The 24,759-nt window shown below is 46.0% G+C and carries 17 protein-coding genes; 12 read left to right on the forward strand and 5 right to left on the reverse strand.

Features of this window, described 5'->3' with window-relative positions; genetic code table 11:
• Positions 1-2: 2 nt before the first annotated feature.
• The 5 genes from RQP52_RS02960 to RQP52_RS02980 form a co-directional block, all read right to left on the reverse strand.
• Complete coding sequence (locus RQP52_RS02960; protein WP_315949345.1) at positions 3-878, reverse strand: SDR family NAD(P)-dependent oxidoreductase; 876 nt, start codon at positions 876-878, stop codon at positions 3-5.
• Positions 879-954: 76 nt separating this feature from the next.
• Positions 955-1,962, reverse strand: coding sequence for a helix-turn-helix transcriptional regulator (locus tag RQP52_RS02965; RefSeq protein ID WP_315949346.1), 1,008 nt, complete (start codon positions 1,960-1,962; stop codon positions 955-957).
• Positions 1,963-1,993: 31 nt separating this feature from the next.
• Positions 1,994-2,887, reverse strand: a complete 894-nt coding sequence (locus tag RQP52_RS02970) for a LysR family transcriptional regulator (RefSeq protein WP_315949348.1) — start codon at positions 2,885-2,887, stop codon at positions 1,994-1,996.
• 152 nt (positions 2,888-3,039) lie between these two features.
• Positions 3,040-5,103: a Fe(3+)-hydroxamate ABC transporter permease FhuB gene (gene fhuB, locus RQP52_RS02975; protein ID WP_315949350.1), complete on the reverse strand. Its 2,064-nt coding sequence runs from the start codon at positions 5,101-5,103 to the stop codon at positions 3,040-3,042.
• The gene (locus RQP52_RS02980) at positions 5,100-6,110 is read right to left on the reverse strand and encodes an ABC transporter substrate-binding protein (RefSeq protein ID WP_315949352.1); all 1,011 of its coding nucleotides are present in this window, start codon (positions 6,108-6,110) and stop codon (positions 5,100-5,102) included. The genes fhuB and RQP52_RS02980 overlap by 4 nt, the downstream gene beginning before the upstream one ends.
• Before the next feature lie 237 nt (positions 6,111-6,347).
• Between RQP52_RS02980 and leuC the strand changes: the two genes are divergently transcribed.
• From leuC to RQP52_RS03040, 12 genes are all read left to right on the forward strand, one after another.
• Positions 6,348-7,769, forward strand: a complete 1,422-nt coding sequence (leuC, locus tag RQP52_RS02985; RefSeq protein WP_315949353.1) for a 3-isopropylmalate dehydratase large subunit — start codon at positions 6,348-6,350, stop codon at positions 7,767-7,769.
• 27 nt (positions 7,770-7,796) lie between these two features.
• On the forward strand, positions 7,797-8,402 hold the full coding sequence (leuD, locus tag RQP52_RS02990; RefSeq protein ID WP_315949355.1) for a 3-isopropylmalate dehydratase small subunit: 606 nt from the start codon (positions 7,797-7,799) through the stop codon (positions 8,400-8,402).
• A 269-nt stretch (positions 8,403-8,671) separates the two neighbouring features.
• Positions 8,672-10,129 carry an N-acetylmuramoyl-L-alanine amidase family protein gene (locus RQP52_RS02995; protein WP_315949356.1) on the forward strand — a complete coding sequence of 486 codons (1,458 nt, stop codon included), beginning with the start codon at positions 8,672-8,674 and terminating at the stop codon, positions 10,127-10,129.
• A 69-nt stretch (positions 10,130-10,198) separates the two neighbouring features.
• Positions 10,199-10,789, forward strand: coding sequence for a GerMN domain-containing protein (locus tag RQP52_RS03000; RefSeq protein ID WP_315949357.1), 591 nt, complete (start codon positions 10,199-10,201; stop codon positions 10,787-10,789).
• A 28-nt stretch (positions 10,790-10,817) separates the two neighbouring features.
• Positions 10,818-13,532: an S-layer homology domain-containing protein gene (locus RQP52_RS03005; RefSeq protein WP_315949359.1), complete on the forward strand. Its 2,715-nt coding sequence runs from the start codon at positions 10,818-10,820 to the stop codon at positions 13,530-13,532.
• Positions 13,533-13,727: 195 nt separating this feature from the next.
• The gene (nth, locus tag RQP52_RS03010; protein ID WP_315949361.1) at positions 13,728-14,399 is read left to right on the forward strand and encodes an endonuclease III; all 672 of its coding nucleotides are present in this window, start codon (positions 13,728-13,730) and stop codon (positions 14,397-14,399) included.
• A 25-nt stretch (positions 14,400-14,424) separates the two neighbouring features.
• Positions 14,425-14,700, forward strand: coding sequence for an NAD/NADP transhydrogenase alpha subunit (locus tag RQP52_RS03015; protein ID WP_315949363.1), 276 nt, complete (start codon positions 14,425-14,427; stop codon positions 14,698-14,700).
• Positions 14,701-14,792: 92 nt separating this feature from the next.
• Positions 14,793-18,482: a dynamin family protein gene (locus tag RQP52_RS03020; protein ID WP_315949365.1), complete on the forward strand. Its 3,690-nt coding sequence runs from the start codon at positions 14,793-14,795 to the stop codon at positions 18,480-18,482.
• A 270-nt stretch (positions 18,483-18,752) separates the two neighbouring features.
• Positions 18,753-20,588 (forward strand): ABC transporter ATP-binding protein, encoded by a 1,836-nt coding sequence (locus RQP52_RS03025; protein WP_315949366.1) that lies wholly within the window; start codon positions 18,753-18,755, stop codon positions 20,586-20,588.
• Positions 20,585-22,432, forward strand: coding sequence for an ABC transporter ATP-binding protein (locus RQP52_RS03030; RefSeq protein ID WP_315949368.1), 1,848 nt, complete (start codon positions 20,585-20,587; stop codon positions 22,430-22,432). Before RQP52_RS03025 ends, RQP52_RS03030 begins: the two co-directional genes overlap by 4 nt.
• A gap of 525 nt (positions 22,433-22,957) precedes the next feature.
• Positions 22,958-23,773 carry a GDSL-type esterase/lipase family protein gene (locus RQP52_RS03035; RefSeq protein WP_315949369.1) on the forward strand — a complete coding sequence of 272 codons (816 nt, stop codon included), beginning with the start codon at positions 22,958-22,960 and terminating at the stop codon, positions 23,771-23,773.
• A complete protein-coding gene (locus RQP52_RS03040; protein ID WP_379172767.1) occupies positions 23,773-24,753 on the forward strand; it encodes an ABC transporter ATP-binding protein in 981 nt (326 codons plus the stop codon). The genes RQP52_RS03035 and RQP52_RS03040 overlap by 1 nt, the downstream gene beginning before the upstream one ends.
• Positions 24,754-24,759: the final 6 nt, after the last annotated feature.

Raw genomic sequence — 24,759 nt, forward strand, 5'->3', positions numbered from 1 at the left:
AATTAGACGCGAAACGGCGGCATTCGTCTACCATCGATATCCGTGAAACCATATTCGGCAGCTAGGGAACCAACTTCGTGAAGCTGTCCTGCCTTAAGATGAACCTGCGGATCACAGGCCAGCGCAACAACGGCACGCCCAATATATTCAACGGACTCCGTAGCGTGTAACTCTTCAATTCGCATGAAGTCGGGATCGCCAGGTTCGAGGCCATAATGTTTATACACAGCTTCTGTACGCATCCAACCGGGAGCTAATGCCAGTGCGGTTACATCTAACTGGTTTGCTTTAAGATTGAGCGACATAGCACGGGTCATATTTACAACTGCACGTTTCACTGTGTCATAAAATACATTTACCGGGTAATCTCCTCCAATGTCGGAGTAGACCCCTGTGTTAATAATTAAGCCGCGCTGCTGCTCAAGGAAGAAGGTGGACATGGCATATCGGCTGGACACCATTTGAGCCCGTAATCCGGCATCAAACATGTTGTCCCAACGTTTCATAGGCTGCTTCCAGAAAGGCGCTAAAAAATCATCTTTTTCAATGTCTTCATAACCGCCCCAAGCGTTGTTGACGACAAGATGAAGGGCACCTTGTTCCTGTTTAATTTGCTCATACAGTTTTTGAACATCGGCTTCAACCGTATGATCACAACGAACCGCAATCCCAACGCCTCCGCGTGCAGTCACTTCATCCGCAGTATCTTCAATCGTGCCAGGAAGATCTGTCTGAGTCGATTGTACTCTTGTACTGCGGCCAGTCACATAAACAGTGGCACCTGCTTCTCCAAGCGCTAAGGCAATTCCTCGGCCGGCACCTCGGCTAGACCCAGTCACAAGTGCTACCTGACCGTGAAGCTGTTTGCTTATTGTCATCCTTTTATACCTCCAATTTGTCATTCACCAAGTTACTTTGCACTTATAGTTTAACTCTATACTATGACAATTCTTGTCATGGATTGAAGACGCGCAAAAAAGCTCGTGTTTGTGGCTCTTCCAAGGTGCTGTATGCGTGAAGCATACTCCGAAGCTGTTCGCGAATCCATTGCACCATTTCAGGTGGTTCTTCAACGATGGCATCTGCACCCATGCTCAGGAAATATTTTGAGAAATAGAGCAGATTACTCTGGTGCATCTCACTGATTAATTCTCCGCTCCCATCGGCATGAATCGTGACATCCGCATCCGTGCCATTGCTTCGCTCGTAAGCTCTGACACCGGCTGGTGTAAGTTTGACGCGAAGTCTCATCTCTTCGGAAGAATCCGTTTTTTGACTTACTCCACCTGACAGCCAATCCAGAATGGTATAGTTCATGAGATCTTTGCTAGGATGATCCGGCTCAGCAGAGGTCAAGCTTAGCAAACGATCTGTGCGAAATAGCAGGATGCGATCCTTTTGAAAACAATAGGATGGAAAATACCAATAACCATTCGATGCGTAAATGCCGATGGGCTGTATGGTTCGTTCCGTAGCACTATCTTTGGAAGCATAGGTGATATGAAGGGGGAGACCATCGATGGAAGCCTCCAATAGTTGCTCCAAGTAAGGAGAACTTTGTGTGCGGGTAGGTGTCCAAAATGACACACGACTCTTGAGGGCATCAATTCGTTTCTTCGTATCGGTCGGAAGATAGTGATAAAACTTGCCTAACGCTGAAGTCGATTCTGAAGCAAAAGGCAGCGCTCCATAAAACTGGAGCGACTGAAAGGCAAAGAACATCGCGACGGCCTCTTGTTCCGTGAACAGAATAGGAGGGAGCATCCGCTTCTTCAGCAAACGATAGCCTCCATGCGGGCCGAACTCCGTATACAGTGGCATTCCAAGCTCGCTTAGCTCCTGTAAATCGCGATGCATGGTGCGTTCCGAGACGCCGAATTCTTGAGCGAGCTCTTTGGTCGTGAAAGCCATGCGTTCATTAACGGCCATCATAAGCTGGATCAAACGCTGTGTTTTGTTCATGGCAGTTCGTTTCCCTCCTGTACGTTTAAAGCTATCCAATTGTTCGCATAACTTCTTTCATCGTGGTGACGAAAGCTTCAGCTGCTTTGGAGAGGTATCTGCCTTTGCGGTAAGCGATGACAAGTGTTCGGGTCGGTCTGTCTTCCAAAGCAAGGTGAACGGGAGACAGCTCGCTGAAGCTGCGTTTTGAGATCAAATACGGCACGAATGCGATGCCCATCCCAGCAGCAACAAGAGATTGGACGGTTTCCATGTTGCTGGATTCGAAAACGATATTAGGGACAATTCCGGCGTTTTGGCACAGATCAAGCGTAAGCTTTCGAAAACCTTGCCCCTTCTTTAAGGCGATGAAGGCTTCTTTCTCCAATTGCGAGATGCTGATCGGTTCTTTGGCCTGAGTTAACGGATGACGCGGGGGTACGGCAAGGACAATTTCTTCTTCCAAAAGTGTTTCATAAATAAGCGATTCTTCCCTCAGCGGCAAGGACAGGAGAGAAATATCGGTCTGCCCGTTCATGGTCAATGTCTCCAAGTTGGATGAAGTTTCTTCAACTAGCGAAATTTCGATATCCGGATATGCGGTTTGGAAAACAGGGACTACAAAAGGAAGAATGGTCGAACCCGTGATTGGCATACTGCCGACGACGAGGCGTCCTTTTTTCATCTGTGAAATGTCTTCCATTTCTTTTTTGAGCTGCTCCACCATATCAAGAATTTTTTGTGATTTCTCGACGAATAAAGAGCCGGCATGCGTAAGTTCAACGGAGTTTGTACTGCGCTGGAACAGGAGAACGCCAATCTCTTTCTCTAGCTTGGACAACTGCTGACTGAGTGAGGGCTGGGCGATATGAAGTTTTTCTGCGGCTCGCGAAAAGTTTCGTTCAATGGCAATCTGAATGGCATATTGTAGTTGGCGTAATTCCAATGATTTTACAACTCCTATAGTGAATGATGAGGGTAAACGTGTTTATTTATCATAGCTCATGATCGTATTTTAGCATAATCCATAAATAAAAAGAGACTGTCACACAAGCAGAATAAATCTACTTGCGGACAGCCTCTTAATACTTCCAAATGTTATCTCTTCACTGTACTCCGGTACATCAGGAACAGTAAGTATGGAGCGCCAATGACAGCAACAACGATGCCGGAAGGGATCTCTTTGGGAATGGCGATCACTTTCCCGATAATATCCGCAATGACTAGCAAAATTGCACCGATCAAAGCGGACAGGACAACCGATTTCTGGTGACGTTGGCCCATGAAAATCCGAACGGCATGCGGAGCGAGCAGCCCAATGAAAGATATGGTGCCAACACAGGCTACTGCGATCGCCGCTATCGTAACCCCAATGCTTGCGGCAATCAGGCGGGTTTTCTGCAGCTTGAGGCCTAATCCGAGCGAGACAAGATCTCCAAAAGCAAGCAAATCCACACGGCGGCCAAGCAGCCAAGCGATTGGCAAAAGGATAACCATTGCCACGCTTAATTGAGAAAACTCCAGCCAACCTCTGGCATACGTGCTCCCTGCCAACCAAGTTAGTGCGGGAGCAGCACCGAGTTTGGATTTAATGATCAGGAATTGGATGACAGCTGATCCGAGCGCAGATATCGCAATCCCGACAAGAATTAATACGACTGGATTCAGCCCTTTTTTCCATGCCAGCAGATACACACTGCCGGCCGAGAGGAGAGCGCCGGCCATCGCGCCGATCGGTACCCACATGCCTGAAGACGTTGGCCAGATGGTGAGGACAAGAAGTGCTCCCATACCAGCACCTGTCGTTACACCGACAACGGAAGGGTCGGCGAGCGGATTGCGAACGGCGCCTTGCATCATGGAGCCGGCAATGGCAAGCGAGGCTCCGGCAAGTGCGGCTACGAGCACGCGAGGCAAGCGTAAGTTAAAGATGACGTTGCTCGACATCTCGGGTCCGCCGCCGGATAGAACTGCAAGGACATCTGCAAACGGAATCTTTAAAGCACCCGCGGATAATCCGGTCAGAATAAGCGCAAGCAGAGAGACGGATGACAGCAAAATAAGCAAGGGATATGGAATTTTGCTGCCGATGAAGCCGACGCCCATCGAAGATCCGCTATCCGACGAAGCTTGCATCTTGGAGCCGCGAACAGCAAGCCAAATGAGCCAAGGAGCTCCAAGAACGGCGGTGACGGAGCCGGCAGGCAGTTCGCCAAGCGTGCTGCGAAACATTTTCGCAATCGTATCCGCCGAAATGAGCACGACCGCTCCCCATATGGCGCTGCCCGGAATCAGGAACCTATGACGTCTGAGGCCAATCAGTCGGATCAAATGGGGGGCTATGAGCCCGACAAAGCCAATTGGACCTACGACACTTACCGTCACTCCGGCCAGCAAAATGGCAGCAGCAAGCGCCATGAAACGGATTAAATTTACATTCTCACCCAGTGAAGTAGCCGTTTCCTCATTCAGCTCCAGCATATCCAACTTTTGACTGAACAAAAGGGCAGCAACTAGCCCAATCAATACCCAAGGAAGAGCGTAGCGTACACCAAGCCAATCATTTTGCCCTAATGCGCCTGAGCCCCACATAAACAGGCCGTTGGTCTCATTCTCATACATAATTTGCAGACCGCTTGTAAAAGCAGACAATACGAGTGAAACGATCATGCCTGCCAAAGCCATGCGCAGCGGAGTACTTTTGCGTCCTCCGGACATGAAATAAGCCATGACGGCCGCGCCGCATGCACCAATGAGTGCCAACAGCAGTGAATGATCCGACTTTAAGCTGGGGAAGTAAACAGCTGCAAGCACGATGATAAAATAAGCACCTGCATTTAATCCCAGTGTTGAAGCGGATGCCAGCGGATTGCGGGTAACGGTTTGGAGCAGCGCTCCTGCAACCGCAAGCGAAGCTCCGGCTAGGAGGCCGATGACCGCCCGCGGCAAGCGAAGCCCCCGAACCATATGATGGTCGGGGGTATCCTGTGGATGCAGCAATGCGTTCACGATAGTTTGAACGGTTAAGTGGGCTTCTCCCTGCGTGATGTTCAGGAACAGAACCAGAAGCAGAGCCAGAAGGCCTCCTCCAAAAACGATAAAGGCTTTCCATGTTGTTTGCCGATGTATGAAAGGGTCTGATTTTATTTGGATTTGGTTCATTTGGTTAATGCGTTAGCTGTCAGTTCGGCAAATAGTTTTGCAGACAATGGACCGCCGAACGGCCAAGTGTTGCCAGGCAGCTTGTAGGTTTTGTTCTCTTTTACAAAGGATAGACCTTTCCAAACGGCATTATCTTTGAGTTGTTTCTCAAACACATTATCGTTGTCTTGCACGATGTAAATGAAGTTGGCGTTTTGCACGGCAGGCAGTGCTTCCACGGAAGCTGTCGAGTAGCCGTACATTTCAAATTTATTAGCTTTAAACACGTTCTTCAATCCGATGCGCTGAAGAATTTGTACAGCCATAGAGTTGTCTAAGAACATGCGAAGATCTGCGTTGTTTTGATTGCTGAAAGCTTGTGTAAGTGCGACTTCAGCGCCATCTTTTTTAGCAGCGGCAAGCTTATCTTTCGTATCTGTGTATGCTTTTTGAAGGTCGGCAAGCACTTTCTCGCCTTCCGCTTTTTTACCGACAACATCAGCAATCGTTTTGAAGGTATTTTCCATTTCCGCATATTGATCGCCTTTCCCTTCAGCAGGGTAGGAGTTAAATACGATGGTAGGAGCGATTTTCTTGAGTGCCTCATAGTTTTTGCTTGAACGCAGTGTGCTGGTGATAATGAGATCAGGCTTGAGACCTGTAATGGTTTCCAGGTTAGGTTCTTGGCGTGTTCCTACATCAACGACAGAAGCATCCAAAGCAGGCGTTACATTAACCCAGTTCGCATAACCTTTTTTATCAGCAGAACCTACAGGTTGAATACCAACGGCGAGCAGGTCTTCCGCATAGGTCCACTCTAAAGTGACGATCCGTTTAGGAGTTCCTTTAATTTCTGTGGTCCCTAGGTCGTGTGTGATGGTTTTGACCGTGTCTGCAGCCTTAGCGGCAGCAGTCGCAGCTGGAGAAGCTGTTGAGCTGGAGGTACTAGCTGCATTACCACAAGCAGCAGTAAGGAAAAGCATGACGAGTGAAGCTGTAACCGTTAATGGTTTTACTATTTTACGCACAAATAAACCCTCCTAAAATATGTATCTATAAATGGATAGAATTGATGGCTTTTTCAATCCCACTTAGAGAATGATAATCATTATCATTAATGATGTCAACGTTTAATTAAATTATAGGATTAATCTATCAAGCTTATAGTTATTATATCTTGGAGCAATGATGATAATCGTGCTAAACTACGTTATGAGGGTAAGACATTAACAAATTGAGCGGATAATGACAAGAGGTGACTGGATATGAGTAAAAAGACGATGTTCGAAAAAATCTGGGATAATCACGTAATTAACCAGGAAGAAGGCAAACCTAGCGTAATTTATATCGACTTGCAGCTGGTCCATGAAGTAACATCGCCGCAAGCATTCGAAGGGCTTCGTTTGTCAGGCCGTAAAGTTCGCAGACCTGATTTGACTTTCGCAACGATGGATCATAACGTTCCAACGAAGGATCGTTTCAATATTACAGATCCTATTTCCAAGCAACAAATTGATACACTATCACAAAACTGCCGTGACTTCGGCGTTACATTATTCGATCTTGACAGTATCGACCAAGGTGTCGTGCACGTTATGGGACCTGAACTTGGTCTAACGCACCCAGGTAAAACGATCGTTTGCGGCGATAGCCACACATCGACACACGGTGCTTTCGGAGCGCTTGCATTCGGTATTGGTACAAGTGAAGTTGAGCACGTTCTTGCAACGCAAACGCTGCAACAATCCAAAGCCAAAACGCTTGAAGTTCGCATTACGGGAAGCCTGAAACCGGGTGTAACAGCGAAGGACTTGATCCTTGGTGTTATCGCGAAATATGGCACGGATTTTGCTACTGGTTACGTTATCGAATATACAGGCGAAGCCATTCGCGGTCTTTCCATGGAAGAGCGTATGACGGTATGTAACATGTCTATCGAAGGTGGAGCTAGAGCAGGATTGATTGCTCCGGACGAAACGACTTTCAACTACCTGCGCGGTCGTGAGTACGTGCCTCAAGGTGCTGATTTCGATGCAGCTGTTGCGGAATGGTCCAAGTATGTAACGGACGAAGGCGCGACGTATGACTGGGTCGTTGAGTTTGACGCTGATTCCTTGATTCCGCAAGTAACTTGGGGAACTAGCCCGGGCATGGGTACAAGCGTAACTGCACTTGTTCCGGATCCACAAAGCTTCGAAACCGAAAATGAACGTAAAGCAGCTGAAAAAGCGCTTGAATATATGGATTTAACACCAGGTACACCAATGACAGATCTGAAAGTTGACTATGTTTTCATCGGTTCCTGTACGAACGGACGTATCGAAGATCTTCGCGCAGCTGCCAAAATCGCACAAGGATACTCCGTTGATCCTAGCGTTACAGCTATCGTGGTACCAGGATCCGGCCGCGTCAAAATTCAAGCTGAAAAAGAAGGCTTGGACAAAATCTTTACAGACGCGGGCTTTGAATGGCGCGACGCTGGCTGCAGCATGTGTTTGGCGATGAACCCGGACGTTCTGCAACCAGGTCAACGTTGTGCATCGACTTCCAACCGTAACTTCGAAGGCCGTCAAGGCCGCGGTGGACGTACGCATCTTGTGTCCCCAGCGATGGCTGTTGCTGCAGCGATCAAAGGTCATTTCTATGATGTTCGTGATTGGGAAATTAAAGAATACCAACAAGCTTAATTTTGGCTGATTAAGGAGAATGAAAACATGGAAGCTTTCAAACAACATACAGGCCTCGTCGGTCCTGTGGATCGTGTCAATGTAGATACAGATGCAATTATTCCTAAGCAGTTTCTTAAAAGAATTGAGCGTTCCGGCTTCGGTCAATTCCTGTTCTTCGAATGGAGATGGGATGAAGCGGGTAACGTGATCGAGAGCTTTCCTCTGAATCAGGATCGCTATCAAGGCGCTTCCGTCTTGCTCTCCAGAGCGAACTTCGGCTGCGGATCTTCCCGTGAGCACGCGCCATGGGCGATTCAAGATTTTGGCTTCCGAGTCATCATCGCACCTTCTTATGCGGATATTTTCTATAACAACTGTTTCAAAAACAGCATTTTGCCAATTAAGCTTTCGGAAGAACAAGTGGATGATTTATTTAACCGCACAGCGCAACATGAAGGCTACAAGCTAAATGTTGATCTTGAGAACAACAAGCTTACAGACGACTATGGATTGGAAATTAGCTTTAACATCGACGAGCACCGTCGTCAGTTTTTGCTGCAAGGTTTGGACGATATCGGTTTAACACTCCAGCATGAAGACAAAATTACGGCTTACGAGAAAGCTCACGCAAAGCGTTTGGCTTATAAATAAGTTCGGGTCGAAGACGCATCTCTATGGGGACCCCATGGGATGTGTCTTTTTTTTGTTAATTTTTTATGCAACTTTTGGTAGTTTGATACGTCTAATAGATTACTAGATTGTCGAACGGACGGGGGTTTTGCTGTCGGGCTAAGTGACTAATATGAGATAAAGGACAATTGCTGCTAGGTTTTGAGAGACAGAGTTCTCATTTTTGTGATTACGACCATAATTCCGACAATATATAGAGGTGAATGATGAAAATTCCTGCATTTTGTTTCATGTTGCTGGTTTCTGTGATGCTGCTGCCTACTACGGCATTGGGGGCGGAAGCGTCTAGTGCGATTAAGCTTTTTATGAATGAGAAAAGATTGGTTTCGAATGAAGTTCAACCTCGTATTGTTAGTGGAAATACAATTGTGCCCGTGCGTATTATCGTGGAAGAAATTGGCGCTAAGGTAACTTGGGATGAAGCCACGAGCAAAGTAACTATCGTCAAAGACGATGTGAACATTCAATTGACAATCAATAGCAAAACAGCGTTGATTAAAGGCAAAAAGGAAGTCATGGAGGTTGCTCCGATCATTGATAAAGGCAATACGATGCTGCCGCTCCGTTTCATTGGACAGCAAATGGGTATTGAATTTACATGGGACGCATCCACTTCTTCCGTTCATATGTTCAAAAAAGACGATAGCGATTCCAAACCGGTAACAGGTCCGGTAGATGTCGTAGATGGCAACACGCCAACAACGCCGCCAACAACACCTACCAATCCAACAAATCCAGTCAAACCAGGAGAAGGTACAGAGACTGGGAGTGGAACTGGTACAGGCACTGGCACAGGGTCCAACATACCGGATCCGAATGTTCATCTGGTGCAATCTATCGTGTTGACCGATAAGGAGTTAACGGTAACGGCCAAAGACGGTTCGCTTGTACCAACATCAATGAAATTAGCCAATCCGAATCGGATTGTATTGGATTTCCCTAACACAGTGTTAGATGAGCCTCTTAAGAAACTGCTGGTCAAAAATGCGGGAGAGCTGAGTTCGAAGCATCCGCTGGTCGAGAAAGTTCGCTTTTCCAATTTTAACGATAATCCGGCTACCGTAAGAATTATTCTGGATTTGAAAAGCACTGCTGATTATAAGGTTCAGCCTTCCAAGCTGCCTAATCAGTGGAAAGCGACGATCGCCGAACATCAGTTGACTGTCGTGATTGATGCGGGTCACGGTGACAATGATCCTGGCGCATTATCCATAACTGGAAGACATGAGAAGGATTTTACACTGTCTATGGCGAAGAAAGTAGAGCAGCTTCTCCTTCAGGACAAGCGTCTTAATGTTTTGATGACTCGTTCTGATGATACGTTCATACCGCTGGATGACCGGGTATCATTTGCTAATAACATTCAGTCGGACCTTTTCTTATCTATTCACGGTAACAGTGCCAAGGCTACGGTATCCGGTACAGAAACGTATTACAACAGACCGGAAAGCGCAGCTTTTGCGAATGTCATTCACAAATATGCGATTCCGGCAATAGGGTTTCCTGATCGCAAAGTACGCGAAGCTGATTTTAGAGTCATCACGAAAACGACCATGCCGGCTGTTCTGCTGGAAGTGGGGTATTTGTCTAATAAGAACGATGAAAGTGCGATGTACAAGGATGCGTTCCAAGACAAGTTAGCCTCTGCTCTCGTTGCTGCTATCAAAGAATACTTGAACCTCAAATAGGAGGTAAGAACTCTAAATTTTAGGCTACGATGCTAGTTTTGCTATGCAAAACGCGAAGGAGTGTATGAAATGACCCAAACAAGACGCTTTATTCAAGGGGCACTTCTTGTAAGTGCCATTACATTGTCTATAACTGCCTGTGGTCAAAAAAACCAGTTGGTAAGCGGTAGTGCTCCGCAGACATCAACGAACCCAATCTCAACGTCTACGGTTCAAAGTCCTGCACCAACAGTTGCGGCGACTCCGACACCGGAACCTGAGCTGCACAAAAAGATCAAAGCTTACTATAGCGATCAAGATGAAATGAAGCTTGTAGAGAAAGAAGTTACGATCTCTTACAAAAAGGATGCAGATGTATATGGTGCAGCCCTGAACGCACTTAAAAAGAGCGATGATCCTAAAGCCATTCCTTTATTTGACGACTTAAAGTTTACAAGTTCAGCCTTTGATAAAACCAAAGGGGAATTAAAAGTGGATCTCACGTTTGGTCCCAAAACGCAATTGGGCGCCCCAGGGGAAGAAATGTTTTTACAAGCCCTGAAGAAAACGGTTTTTCAATTTCCGGAAGTGAAAGCTTTATACGTCCTGAAGGATGGCAAACAAGTAGACAGCTTAATGGGGCATCTGGAGCTTCCCTACCCAATCAAACGACCTAATTAAATGGAAGAGCAGAGGAGTTAATTTAGAGATGAGAAATAAGAAGTTGGCAAGTGCAATCTTAAGTTCTTTAATTGTAACAAGTTTAGCTGGAACACCGGTTCTGGCCGCTGATTCCACGAGTGGAACGTCAAAAAATAACGTAAAACTTTCGTTCCCGGATGTAAAATCAGATTATTGGGGAATTCGCCATATTTCGAAATTGGCCCTCGAAGGAATCATTGAAGGTTATGAAGATGGTGCCTATCGTGCTGAAAACTCAGTTTCCCAACAGGATGTCCTGATTATGGCAGTCCGCATGATGGGGTTGCAGGATGAAGTCAATAACATGACATCAACAACTGTTTTCCCTGATTTTATGCTTGTTGATAGTTATGCGAGGAACTATGTCGCTGTTGCGCTTCAAAAAGGATTAATTACGAACGAAGAAGAGAAAGAGCGAAGCTCTGGCGATAAGTCCAAAGAAAATTGGGGACAACGCAAGGCAACAAGGGAATGGGTAGCAGAGATCGTCATTCGTGCGATTGGCAAAGGCGCTTTCGCCCAAAGCTTATCCCAGACGCAAACGACATTTAACGATAATAGCTCCATCAGCGCTACATCACTTGGATATGTAAATGCTGCGGTAGCATTGAAAGTTGTTGATGGTTTTGAAGACGGGACGTTTCAACCGAAAGGCGCAGTAACCCGCGCTCAGATGGCTGCATTCCTTAGCCGCTCGCAGAAAGAGTTAACATCTTTGCCTGCGCATGCGAAAAAAGGATACTTGACCACCCTCACAAGCGGCACCATTGGACTAATGGACAAAGAGGGCAATACAAGTACATATAAGATCTCACCAAATACTGTCTTCTACGGAAACAAAAATGATACGGCAATTGACCCAAAAGAACTTCAAGAAACATATGAAGTTTCAATCGTTGAAGTAAATGGTGTTGCTTACTATGTTGAAATCATTAAAGACGAACTGCAGATGGACATTAAAGAGGGCAAATTGCTCAAATTAAACATGAGCACGATGAAAGCTACACTGGATGATTTTGAAAGCTATGATTTGGCTTCAGATGTGGCCGTAACGGATACGGAAGGTCGCGGTCTCAGCCTTGGAGACATTGTAACTGGCAGTACCATTCAATTGCGTAAAAGCAAAATTGTCAACACGGACAAATACACGTCTATCATCGTCAAACAAGTGCCGGTTAACAAAACGGCAAATGGAGCCATCCAAAACCTGAATAAAGACGCGGCACAAATTACGTTGCTGGATACGGAGTCAGGTCAACCTGAATCTTACAATTTCTCCTCTGCTTTAATCATTACTTCTACAGATAACAGTTTGGCGGATCTGAATTCCCTGCACATTGGCGATGTCGTCGAATATACGATTAAAAACAGCGAAGTAGTGAAGATTTCTGTTAAAAAGCAAGCGGATGTCGGTGTAAGTATTGAGGGAACTTTTAAAGAATTTTCTGAAGATAAATCGACTTTATTGATTAATAAAACAACGGGTAAACCTGTTGATGCGTATGAATTGTCTGAGAATGTGAAAGTCGTTATCAATGGATTAACGAACGCAAGTATCTACGATCTTGCTGCTGGAGATCAATTGAAACTGGAAGTTCTCAATAATAAAGTAACGTTGATTACAGTTGCCAATCGCTCTATTGAAAATTTATATTTTGCTAAAATAGTTGGCTATGATCAAAATTTGAAGCTGCTTTCGGTTATTGATAACAAAGGTGAGCCTCATGCGTATATTTTGACGGATAGCGTGTCGATTTCATATGCAGGTATGAAACTTCCTTTATCTAACTTTAGCGGTACATTTACAGTAGGAAAATATGTAGATTTGCTGGTTGCACAGAAAAAGGTTACACAAGTTCAGATGTCCACGCAGCTAAACGGGCAAATCACGCAATTAAACCTGCAAACGAACGATATTACGCTAAAAACAGACAGCGGTCAAAGCTTGTCATTTAAGCTGCAGTATGCACCTGTTGTTGAGCTGGCGAATAAGCCAAATAGTACACTTTCGGATCTAAAAGTCGGAGACACGATCTCCCTTCAAATTAGCTTCGACCAAAGTATCGTGACTAAAATTACAACTAGTAAAACAGCTATGTACAAAACGGTTATTACAAATGTAAATTCCAAGCAAATTACTGTGACGGATGAATCGAATTCGCAGTATGTCATCTCACTTGACGGTGTACCGATTGTGAAGCCGGATCAAACCGCAGGTTCGATCAATGATTTTGTAGTGGATGATTATGTGAAACTTTCATTCAATGGTGCAACAGTTGTCAGAGCTGAGATTGCAACGCCTGTAATCGGGAAAGTAACAGCTGTGAATGCGGCTAGCTCCTCGTTGACGGTTCAAGATTTTACTGGGAAAAGCCAAGTCATCAATGCAGGAACCAATTTCGGCGTGAAGCTGAACGGTGGATCGGATTATAATTTCGCCTCCATTAAAGTGGGCGATCGTGTACAAGTCATGAAAGATGCAAGCGATAAGCTCATCATTCAAGTGGCCGCTACTGCAAAACGAGAAGTTGATAACTACAGCTCAGTTGTTAATCAAATGTATTTGAAATCAACTTCTGCTGGAGATAAGACTTCCTATAGCCTTTATCCAAGAGCTTATTACCATAAAGGAACAGATATTGTGGGTCCATCCTCGTTCGTGTCCGGCGATATAATCACGATCTATGTGCTGGATAATAAAATCGTTGAGATTGAGAAGTAAGAATTGAACAAAATAATCGTCACATCCGTCTGTATCGTAGGAGCTTGTCTCCTGCTGCAGGCGGTTTTTTTATTATTTTTAAAATAAATATGGCAATTTTTTAGAAAATGTTCGCATTTTGACGCTCACAAGCATTGATTCTAACGTCACAATTCGCTAAACTGAAGAATATTACGACCCTAAGGAAGCAAAGACATGACGCAGAAGTTAGTAAGGCATATTTTGGATACGATTGGTGAACTATTTCCGGATGCACATTGCGAGCTGCGTCACAGTAATCCTTTTGAATTAACGATTGCTGTTTTGCTATCCGCGCAATGCACTGATGAAACCGTAAATAAGGTGACATTGGATTTATTTCAGAAATATAAGCGCCCCGAAGATTACTTGGCCGTTCCATTGGAGGAGCTGGAGCAAGACATCAGACGGATTGGACTATTTCGAAATAAAGCGAGCAATATTCAAAAACTGTGTCGGTTACTACTGGACAAGTTTGATGGTGAGATCCCAGAGAAGCACGAACACTTGGTCGAGCTGCCTGGTGTAGGCCGAAAGACGGCAAACGTCGTTGTCTCCAACGCTTTTGGAGTACCTGCCATTGCCGTTGACACTCATGTAGAGCGCGTATCCAAGCGACTAGGCTTGGCGGGCATCGATGATTCGGTGCTTGAGGTAGAAAAGAAGCTGATGAAAAAGGTTCCACGAGAAGAGTGGACGCAAACCCATCATCGCCTGATCTTTTTTGGCCGTTATCATTGTAAAGCGCAAAACCCGAAATGCGAGGTATGTCCACTCTTGGATAACTGTCGCGAGGGTAAGAAACGTATGAAACCAAGCTCAACTAGGAAAACTATTACAAACAAATGATATGCAGACAAAGGATGGGATTTAAATGAAATGCATCGCCGTATACACCAATAGTTTTGAGTTATTCTCTGATATTTTCGAACAAGTGATTAATACTCCATTAGCCGATAATGAGGAAAAAGTCATTGAAGGAATTACAGTCAGTGAATCAGGTGAAGTTCCTCAGAATTACATAGACAAGATGAAAACAAAAACTGAGGTTGTTGTGATGAAAGTCAAAGAATCGGATATTACGATTTTGCAGCATCGTGATGTTTTTGAAATTTTCTTGCCTGAAAAAGAAAAAGTGGTTATGTCCTAAAAAATTAAATCTCCCTCTGGGAGATTTTTTTCTGTATCATCATAGATATAGGATTGGATAGAAGACCGGTAAATAAGGAGCGGAACGGACGAATGACGCAAGCAATCATTACAAACATCTCGGTCATGCCGGATGCAATCAAGAAGATGCAGTTAATTCTGCAAACAACAGGGGATCTGGATAATGCCAGTAAGCTGGGGCAGCTGCTAGCGAAGATTGATTCGGGCAGAATGAACATCGCTTTCTGCGGCCATTTTTCAGCGGGGAAATCAACCTTAATTAACCAGCTATGCGGGCATCCGCTGCTGCCTTCCTCACCGATACCAACGAGTGCTAATATCGTGAGTATCCGCAATGGGGCACCTGGCGCTCATGTTACACATCGACATGCAAGTCTTCAAGGGATGACGAATACGATCCCGCTTGATGAGCTTGAAGCATATTGTGTGAACGGCACAGATATTGAAACGGTGGAAATATCGTATCCCATTGCTTTTCTGGGCGAACATACAGCGCTGTTGGACACTCCAGGGATTGATTCTACGGACGATGCCCATCATAAATCAACAGAGTCTGCGCTGCACTTGGCGGATGTCGTGTTTTATGTGATGGATTACAATCATGTACAGTCCGAAGTGAATCTCGCGTTTACGAAGAAAATGAAGGAGTGGGGCAAACCGCTCTATCTCATTGTAAATATGATTGATAAGCACAAAGAATGGGAACTGCCATTTTCACAGTATCAAGAGGGGACGAAACAAGCCTTTCTGAACTGGGGAATCGTGCCGGATGATCTACTCTTTGTTACCATGAAAGAGCCGAACCATCCTCATAATGAGTATGGGAAGCTGCAATGGCTATTAAGCCGCTTGATTGAGCGTGGCGACGAGCTGCGCAGCTTCAGTATTAACGCCTCTGCACGCTATCTTGCCGACGAGCATGGCAAATGGCTGGCTGAGCAGCATGAGCCTCAGAAGGCTGAGCTGATGGAGCAAATCAGCCAGGAAGGCGATGTGCAGGAGGTCGAGGCGCAGGCAGCTGCCAAGCAGCAGGAGCTGACGACCTTGAAGGGACTGCCGGAAGCATTGACCTTACAGCTGCGTAAGGAAGTTGGCACGATCATTGAAAATGCCAACATTACACCGGCCTTGACCCGCGATCAGGCTCATGCGTATTTAGAGAGTCGCAAGCCTGGGTTTAAGGTAGGCTTCTTCTCCAGAGCGGCACAGACGGCTCTGGAAACGGGTAAACGGCTCACCGCGTTTCAAGCGGATTTATCGGAGCAGGTGGAAGCGCAGCTGGATTGGCATCTGCGGGATGCTTTGAAGAAAGCTGCGCAAAGCCAAGGGCAGCATGATGCGGGTCTCTTGGGTCAGATTGAAGCTTTGCGCGTGGAGGTTACGGCGGAGTGGCTTGCAGCACAAGTCAACGCAGGCGCCACATTCGGCGGTGAGTATACACTCAATTTCATGAAGCAAGTTGCGTCCGATATTAAACAGCAATACCGCAAACAGGCGTTTGCGTTGATCGACCTGCTCGCGGCTGCGGTCCGCGAGCACAGCGCTGTGGCGCTCGCTGCGCTTGCGGCCGAGCTGGAAGCGCTGGGCAGCCGCCTCGGCGCTGCCCGCGAACTGCGCCGCCTCGAGGAAGCCGAGGCGGCCGCAACGGCCCAGCTGCTGCGCATGGCGAGCTGGGCAAGGCCAGCTGCGCCGGCACTGCCGGACGCGCAGCAGTACACCCCCATGGAGGAGCAAGCAGCCGCCCCGCTGAGCGGGGGGCTGCATGTCACCTCCATGGATAAGATCTTGCAGGCCGCTGCGACAGCATCGGCGGCCGCAGGGCCTTCAGGCGCTGCCCCTGTGGAGGCAGCGGTCTCCGCGCCGACCGCGTTCACCTCAGGTGAACACGGCAGGCGCATGGAGCGCAAAGCCGCCGACTTGCTGGCGGCTTCCCAGCTCATCGACGGACTGCCGTCGATGCGGTCGATCGCTCGCGCCATGCGCGAGAAAGCGGAACGTCTGCGTCAGCGGACGTTCACGATTGCGCTGTTCGGCGCATTTAGCGCCGGCAAGTCGTCTTTCGCCAATGCTCTGATTGGTGAAAGAGTGCTGCCGGTCTCGCCGAACCCGACGACGGCGGCCATTAATAAAATCATGCCGCCGCAAGAAGGCTGGCCGCATGGCACGGCCAAGGTGAAGATGAAGAAAGCGGACGCGATTCTGCAGGACGTTTTGTATTCACTAGAAATTTTAGGCGTGCAAGCGAGCGATATGGCGTCCTCATTGAAACGTATAGGCGCTCTTTCACCTGCTGATGTAACAGCCAAAGGAAAACCGCATTATTCTTTCCTCAAAGCCGTCGAGAAGGGCTGGCAGCTGGCTCAGAATCATTTGGGCACGGAGCTGAAAATTACCAAAGAGGAGTTTCCAAGCTACGTCGCGGATGAGTCCAAGTCTTGTTTTGTTGAATTTATAGAATTATATTATTCGAATCCCCTGACGGAACAAGGCATTATTTTCGTTGATACACCTGGTGCAGATTCCATTAATGCCCGCCATACCGGCGTTGCTTTTAATTATATTAAAAATGCCGATGCCATTCTTTTCGTGACTTATTATAATCACGCGTTTTCGCAGGCCGACCGTGAGTTCCTGTTACAACTTGGTAGGGTTAAAGACAGTTTTGAAATGGATAAAATGTTCTTCATCGTGAATGCCGCCGATCTTGCAGCAAGCCCGGAAGAATTGCAAGGTGTGATGACCCATGTGGAAACAAATCTTTTGCAGCACGGTATCCGCAATCCGCGGATTTACCCGATATCCAGTTACTTAGCGGCAGAAGGGAAAATTACCGGCAACGAAGCACTTGTGGCGCAGTCGGGCATTCGTCCGTTCGAAGGTGAGTTTGTGCAGTTTACTTTCAATGAACTGAGCGATGTTGCGATACACTCAGCGAATTTGGAGCTGCATCGCGCGATTGCCACCATGCAGCAATGGCTGGAAAGTGCGCAAACAGGGGAAGAACAGCGGAAGCAGCAGCTTAGGAAGCTGGAGCAGTCTGAGCGGGAGTGTGCTGAACTGCTTGAGCGTACGATTTTCGAAGCGGAACTCAAAGAATTGAAGAAAGAGATTCAGGAACTTCTGTATTATGTGAAGCAGCGTACGATGTATCGGTTTGGCGAATTGTACAATTACGCCTTTAATCCCTCCACGTTCCGTGAGGAAGCAAGAGATCCGAAGCAGGCGCTGCAATCGGCCTGGGGTGAGCTGCTGCGCATGATCGGTTATGATCTTTCGCAAGAAGTGCTTGCAACGACGCTGCGTGTTGAGAATCGGATGAATCTGATATCCGGAAATCGTGTTAAACGTTGGGAAGAGCAGCTTCGCCAAGTTATGGATGGCTTCGAGAGCGGTTCATACGAGTCCAACACGTTTGTGACGCCTGAAATCAGCTCCAAAATGGAAGCACCTGAGATTTCACTTAAATTGCTGCAAAGTCATTTCAAGAACCCGAAGCAATTTTTTGAAGGGGATGGCAAAAGTAAGCTGAGAGCAGATTTGGAAAACCGGATGACGGCGCCGGTCGCTCAATTTGTTGAGCTTCAAACTGCAGAGCTTGAAGAGGCTTATGCCAATCAGCTCGAAAACTGGTTGATGAAACAGAAAAATCAGCTGCTTGGGCAGCTCAATGAGCACGCCGAAGGGATGCGCGATGCCCTTGAAATGAAGATTGATTTGAACGAACTAATATCCAAACAGCATCAATTAAAGTCGTTTGTTTAACATTTAAACAATAGGGTTGGTCATGTTCAATTGAACGTGATCAGCCCTTTTTCACGTACCGCTATGTAAAGGCTTACATTGATGGTTATTGGGATGATTTTAAAGAATAGGGGGGATTCCTGCACGTTTTTGTGAAGTTACGGGCTTTTAAGCGAATATATCACGCATTCTTCTGATTGCCCGCATATAGGGATGGTGTTAAGATTCATTAAGTATTAAAACGCTTACCTAGCTTTTCCAAATTCACCTTCTTGAGGAGGGGTCATCAGAGTGGATGTATTCAGGCAACTGAAGCCCTATTTTTGGCCAGAGAAAAAACTGTTTTTTGGAGCAATTTTATGTTTAGCCCTAGCAACTGCATTAGGTCTCGTTTATCCAAATTTACTCCGGTATCTCATCGATGACGTGATCGCAAAAAAGCAATTTGAAGTGGTTCCGAAATTAGCAATTATTGTTGTGATTGTCGTATCTACGAAGGGGATGTTTCAATTCCTGCATGGCTTGTTCGGGGGCCGATTGGGCAACCGGGTGGCGTATCATTTGCGGAATGCGCTCTATAACAAACTGCAGTATTTATCCTTTCAGTACTACGATCAAGCAAGAACAGGGGACTTGATGTCCAGATTGACGGCTGATTTGGAAGCCATCCGGCAATTTATCGGATTTGGTTTCGCTCAACTATTAAACGTTCTATTAATGCTGATTTTCGGCATGAGCATGATGTTCTCCATCAATTGGAAGTTAGCTTTACTGACCATGATTTCGATGCCATTTCTGGCGTTTACGGCCATTCGTTTTGAAGGCAAAATTCATCCCGCATTCCGGATGGTGCGTCAATCGCTTAGTTCGATGACAACCGCGGTACAGGAAAACATCACAGGAGTTCGGACCGTCAAATCGTTCGCGCGCGAAGCTCATGAGGTAGATAAGTTTTCGGCTCGCAATGAGGACTATAAGGCGATGAATATTGAAAGTTCCGGGATTTGGGCAAAGTATTTTCCGATTATGGAAATTCTGGCGAATCTGAGCGTTGTAGTCCTGCTTGGCGTCGGTGGTTACATGGTCATCCAGGATACGATTTCCCTAGGTGAGCTGGTTGCATGCTTTAGCTTAATCTGGTACATCATCGGACCGATGTGGGGACTTGGTTTCCATATCAACAACTTTACGAATACGAAAGCTTCTGGCGAGAAAATTCTCGATATTTTGCATCAATATTTACATGTGAAAGATCAAGCGGATGCAGCCGTTGTAACAAGCAGCCAAGTGAAAGGGCATGTGCGTTTCGACAATGTGACATTTGCTTATCCCGAAAAGCAGCCAGCTTTATATGACTTCAATTTGGATGCTCCGGCAGGCTCAGTTATCGGGCTTCTAGGCAGCACGGGTTCTGGTAAAACGACGGTGATTTCACTGCTGATGAGAGCGTACAATGTGAAAGATGGCCGAGTCATGCTCGATGGCAAAGATGTACGTTCGCTCGAGATTGAGAGCTATCGCAGCCAGATTGCAACCGTTTTCCAAGAAACGTTCTTATTTTCTTCCACTATTCTTAACAATATCGCTTATGGACGCAAAGATGTTACGATGGATGAAATTATTCGAGCAGCGAAACTGGCTAAAGCGCATGATTTCATTTCTGAGCTGCCGGAAGGCTATGATACCGTTGTCGGTGAGCGCGGATTAGGCTTATCAGGCGGTCAAAAGCAACGTATTGCCATCGCTCGAGCACTGATCAAAGATCCCAAAATCCTGGTGCTTGATGATGCAACGAGCGCTGTTGATATGGAAACAGAACACGAGATTCAAGCAGGCTTTAGCGAAGTTATGCAAGGAAGAACGACATTTATTATTGCCCATCGGATCTCTTCCTTGAAGCATGCTGATGAAATTATCGTCTTGGATAAAGGACGAATCGTTCAAAGAGGCAAACATCACGAACTTCTGCAGCAGGAAGGCCTTTATCGTCAAACTTACGATATTCAATACGCGGATCAACCGAAGCAAGCGACTGAAGATGATCAAGTTGCTGCAGCCAAAGATAGTGAAATAAATGCGACAACGCGAAACCATTCCTCTTTGCAAGAAAGAAGGTTAGCACATTGAGTACGAAATCGAATCAAGCCGAGGCGGCTGCGAAGAATGAAGATTCTCAAGTCGGGCAGCGATTTGTCTACCAGGACGATGAGTTGATTGATAAGCCCTTCGATTGGGGTCAATTGAAACGTTTATTTAGTTATATGAAGCCCTATAAGAAACAAATGCTCCCGATTATCATTATTATGATGCTGGTTGGAGCTATAACCAAACTGACGGTACCCCTACTGATCAGAGAAGCGATTGATAATGCTATTATACCTAAAAATGCGAACTTGCTGCTAATTATTGTCGGTGTCATGCTTGGCGTATATATCATCCAATGGCTCGCAAATACATTCCGTATTAAATACACGAATATGATAGGACAACGCGTCATCTACGATTTGCGGCACGATTTATTCAGCCACATTCAAAAGCTGTCGTTCCGATTCTTCGATACACGTCCAGCAGGATCTGTCCTCGTTCGTGTAACGAATTATGTGAACTCGCTGCAAGATTTGTTTACGAACGGGGTCGTCAACCTGTTGATTGACGTCATGCAGCTAGTTGGAATCATTATTATTTTGTTGACCTTTAATTTTAAATTAGGGGCTGCCATTATTGTAACGGTTCCGATCATGTTCATGATTTCTACCAAGCTGCGCAAAAAAATTCGCCATGCTTGGCAAGATGTAACGATGAAACAATCGCGGCTGAATGCCCATTTGAATGAGTGTATTCAAGGGATACGGGTCACCCAAGCTTATTCGCAGGAAAAAGAAAATATTCAGTTTTTCACCAAAATGAATATGGTTAACCGTTTGTCCTGGAATCGGGCTTCAATGCTTAATCAGACGTTCGGTCCTCTCATCGAGATTACAGGAGCAATCGGATACTGCATTCTTTTCTGGATGGGTGCTTATTTGATCCAAACGGAAGAAATTTCAGTCGGTTTATTGGTTGCCTTCGCTACTTACATAGGTTATTTCTGGGAGCCGATTACGCGCCTAGGTCAAATGTATTCGCAACTGCTAATTGCAATGGCTTCTGCTGAGCGTATCTTCGAATTTATCGACGAAAAGCCTTCTGTCGCTGAGCTTGAAGACGCGAAAGATCTGCCTAACATCAAAGGGAATGTGAAGTTTGAAAATCTCGTATTCGAGTACGAGGCTGGTCGTCCGGCATTAAAAGGTTTCAATCTGGATGTGCAAGCAGGGCAATCTATTGCGTTAGTTGGGCACACAGGATCAGGTAAAAGTACGATTATGAATCTGCTTTGCCGATTCTATGATCCTACAGAAGGACGTATTATGGTTGACGGCACTGACATTCGGGATGTTACGATTCAAAGCTTGCGTTCTCAAATTGGCGTCGTTCTGCAGGATACGTTTATTTTCTCCGGAACGATTCGAGATAACATCCGTTTTGGTCGGTTGGATGCAACGAATGAAGAGGTTGAACTAGCTGCTAAAGCTGTTCATGCGCATGACTTTATCGTCAGCTTGCCGAATGGCTATGACACGGAGGTACAGGAGCGCGGAAATGTGTTATCGATGGGGCAACGCCAATTGATTTCCTTTGCGAGGGCACTGCTTGCGAATCCACGAGTGCTCATTCTGGATGAAGCGACGGCCAGTATCGATACGGATACGGAGCTGAAAATTCAAGAAGCCCTCAAAACGCTTCTTGCCGGGCGGACTTCCTTCATCGTGGCGCACAGGCTTTCTACGATTCGCAACGCTGACAAAATCGTCGTGCTGGATCATGGCCGCATGATGGAAATCGGCAATCATGATGAGTTGATGAAGGAGCAGAAAATTTATTACGGCTTGATTCAAGCGCAGTATAAGTTTTTGCAGGATGCTGTTTAGTTTATGTTCTTAAAAAAAGAACCTGGCGGTGAAGTTCATACCGCTAGGTTTATTTTATTTGGTTAAGAGTGTGGGAAAAGTATGACCAAGTTTTCCTACTGAAACCTTCCAGCACGCTATATCTCTATATCTCCTGCTAACGGACCCACATGCCGATATTCGGCCAAGTTAGCCAATTTTGAGAATCTAACGGACCGAGTAGCTGTTATTTAACGAATTTACAGGGGTTTCAGCTAGTTTCAAGACGAGTAAGGTCACCTGTGTCCGTTAAATTCCAAATTAGCTCAAAAAATAACCAATAGCGGCATCTCAGTCCGTTAGAGCTCCCCAATCCTACCATCAACAGCCCCCACACAAACCAAAAAATAATTGAGACTGTTTGAATTATGACCAAGTATGATATACTATCCAAACGAACATATGATCGTTTTTTTGAGATCCGCCTTTGTGCAGCGTTTGCAAATTTATTCTAGAAGCTATACTCTTAGTATGAATTATGCCATTTATTCGCAGGAGGGGACATTTTTGAGATCATCTCGCTTCATATGGGGAACAATTGGCTTAACCGCATCTATTACCACGATTGTTTTCGCTGTAGGATTTGCTTACGCGGCGAATCAGATATGGTTTCCGAAGGCTTCCGGATCGCTTCAATTGGCGACGGAGGCTCCGAAGAAGGAATCGATGATTGAAAGCAAAGCAAAGCTGCAAATTGTTGCGCTCGGCGATTCATTAACGGCAGGAACGGGTGACAATACAGGCCAAGGTTATGTGGGTCGCGTCCGTGAAAAGCTGGAGAAGGAAACGGGCAAACCGGTATTTGTGCTTAATAATCTAGCCATTCCAGGCTACAAGAGCGACCAGCTTCTAGCTGATCTGGCGCTAAAAAAGACACAGGATGCGCTCGCGCAGGCAGATATTATATTGCTTACTATCGGCGGAAATGATATTTTTGCTGGTGGAGACGGACTTTTTCAGGGGGAAAACCAGACAGAGTTTAACCCTGAGGCAGCGGAAAGTCGAGTGGCTCCGGCGCTCGAAAAAGTGCAGAAAATTCTCGAAGCAATTAATAAAGCTAACCCTAAGGCAACTGTGATGTACGTAGGCTTATATCATCCATTTCTAGATTTGGATCCGAAACAGGAAGGATCGCTCGTTGTACAGCGCTGGAATAATGGCGTTTTCGAAATGATCAATCGTTACCCACAAATGGTGATTGTCCCGACTTATGATTTGTTTGAACAAAATTTGATTAAATATTTGTCTTCGGCTGATCATTTTCATCCTAATGGGGATGGTTATGAGCGGATTGCAGATCGAATTTTACAAATTCTGAAGTAATGGGGGCAGGCAAAGTGACAGAAGCAGTAATCGTTCCTGATACCGTATTATCCGTGAAAAATTTGAGAAAGCAAATTAAAAATAAAGAGATAATCAAGGGAATTTCTTTTGATGTCTACGCCGGAGAAATTTTCGGTTTCTTAGGGCCTAACGGTTCTGGAAAAACGACAACAATTCGAATGCTTGTTGATTTAATTCGGCCAACGGAAGGAACGATTCACATTTGTGGATTTGACGTCCGTAAGGAGCACAATCAAGCCATGCGTCACGTTGGCTGCATTGTTGAGAACCCGGAGTTGTATTCATACTTGACCGGATGGGAAAATCTCGAGCATTTTGCAAGAATGCTGCCGGATGTTGACGAGCAGAGAATTCATGAGGTCGTAGAAATTGTTTCGATGGATGGGCGAATTCATGATAAAGTTCGTACCTATTCCCTTGGTATGAGGCAGCGTCTTGGTATCGCGCAAGCGCTTCTTGGGCGACCGAGTTTATTAATATTGGACGAGCCTACCAATGGACTTGATCCGCAAGGAATCAAGGAAATGAGGGAATTTATTCAGCGTTTGGCGGCTGATGGATTGAGCTTGTTTGTTTCCAGTCATCTATTAAGCGAGATTCAGCAAATGTGTGACCGTGTAGCGATTATTAGCCATGGCCAAGTCATTCAGGTAGGAGCGGTAGATGAGTTGATTGCGCAAGGCGGCAAAGTGGTTTGGTCCGTGTCTCCGGCCGATAAGGCTGAGGGGCTTCTCGATGCGTCTCCACTTGTGAACGCGATTGAGGAAATTGGACAAGTAGATCTTATGCATACACATGATTCGGTGAGACAAATTGTTACCCAGATGGATAAAGAGCATGTCCCGCAAATAAGTAGGCAATTGATGGAAGCAGGAATTAGCCTTTACGCTGTAGAAATCAAGAACCCAACGCTGGAAGATTTGTTCTTGAGCCTAACCGAGGGTGAAACCATACAATAGGGGACG

It is taken from the genome of Paenibacillus violae, from assembly GCF_032461945.1.
GTDB lineage: Bacteria > Bacillota > Bacilli > Paenibacillales > NBRC-103111 > Paenibacillus_E > Paenibacillus_E violae.

Coding starts and splice junctions, on each gene's coding strand:
- nth (WP_315949361.1), top strand. CDS start 13,728: ATGACGCAGAAGTTAGTAAGGCATATTTTGGATACGATTGGTGAACTA.
- RQP52_RS02965 (WP_315949346.1), bottom strand. CDS start 1,962: ATGAACAAAACACAGCGTTTGATCCAGCTTATGATGGCCGTTAATGAA.
- RQP52_RS03000 (WP_315949357.1), top strand. CDS start 10,199: ATGACCCAAACAAGACGCTTTATTCAAGGGGCACTTCTTGTAAGTGCC.
- RQP52_RS03015 (WP_315949363.1), top strand. CDS start 14,425: ATGAAATGCATCGCCGTATACACCAATAGTTTTGAGTTATTCTCTGAT.
- leuD (WP_315949355.1), top strand. CDS start 7,797: ATGGAAGCTTTCAAACAACATACAGGCCTCGTCGGTCCTGTGGATCGT.
- RQP52_RS03005 (WP_315949359.1), top strand. CDS start 10,818: ATGAGAAATAAGAAGTTGGCAAGTGCAATCTTAAGTTCTTTAATTGTA.
- RQP52_RS02995 (WP_315949356.1), top strand. CDS start 8,672: ATGTTGCTGGTTTCTGTGATGCTGCTGCCTACTACGGCATTGGGGGCG.
- fhuB (WP_315949350.1), bottom strand. CDS start 5,103: ATGAACCAAATCCAAATAAAATCAGACCCTTTCATACATCGGCAAACA.
- RQP52_RS02960 (WP_315949345.1), bottom strand. CDS start 878: ATGACAATAAGCAAACAGCTTCACGGTCAGGTAGCACTTGTGACTGGG.
- RQP52_RS03040 (WP_379172767.1), top strand. CDS start 23,773: ATGGGGGCAGGCAAAGTGACAGAAGCAGTAATCGTTCCTGATACCGTA.
- RQP52_RS03020 (WP_315949365.1), top strand. CDS start 14,793: ATGACGCAAGCAATCATTACAAACATCTCGGTCATGCCGGATGCAATC.
- leuC (WP_315949353.1), top strand. CDS start 6,348: ATGAGTAAAAAGACGATGTTCGAAAAAATCTGGGATAATCACGTAATT.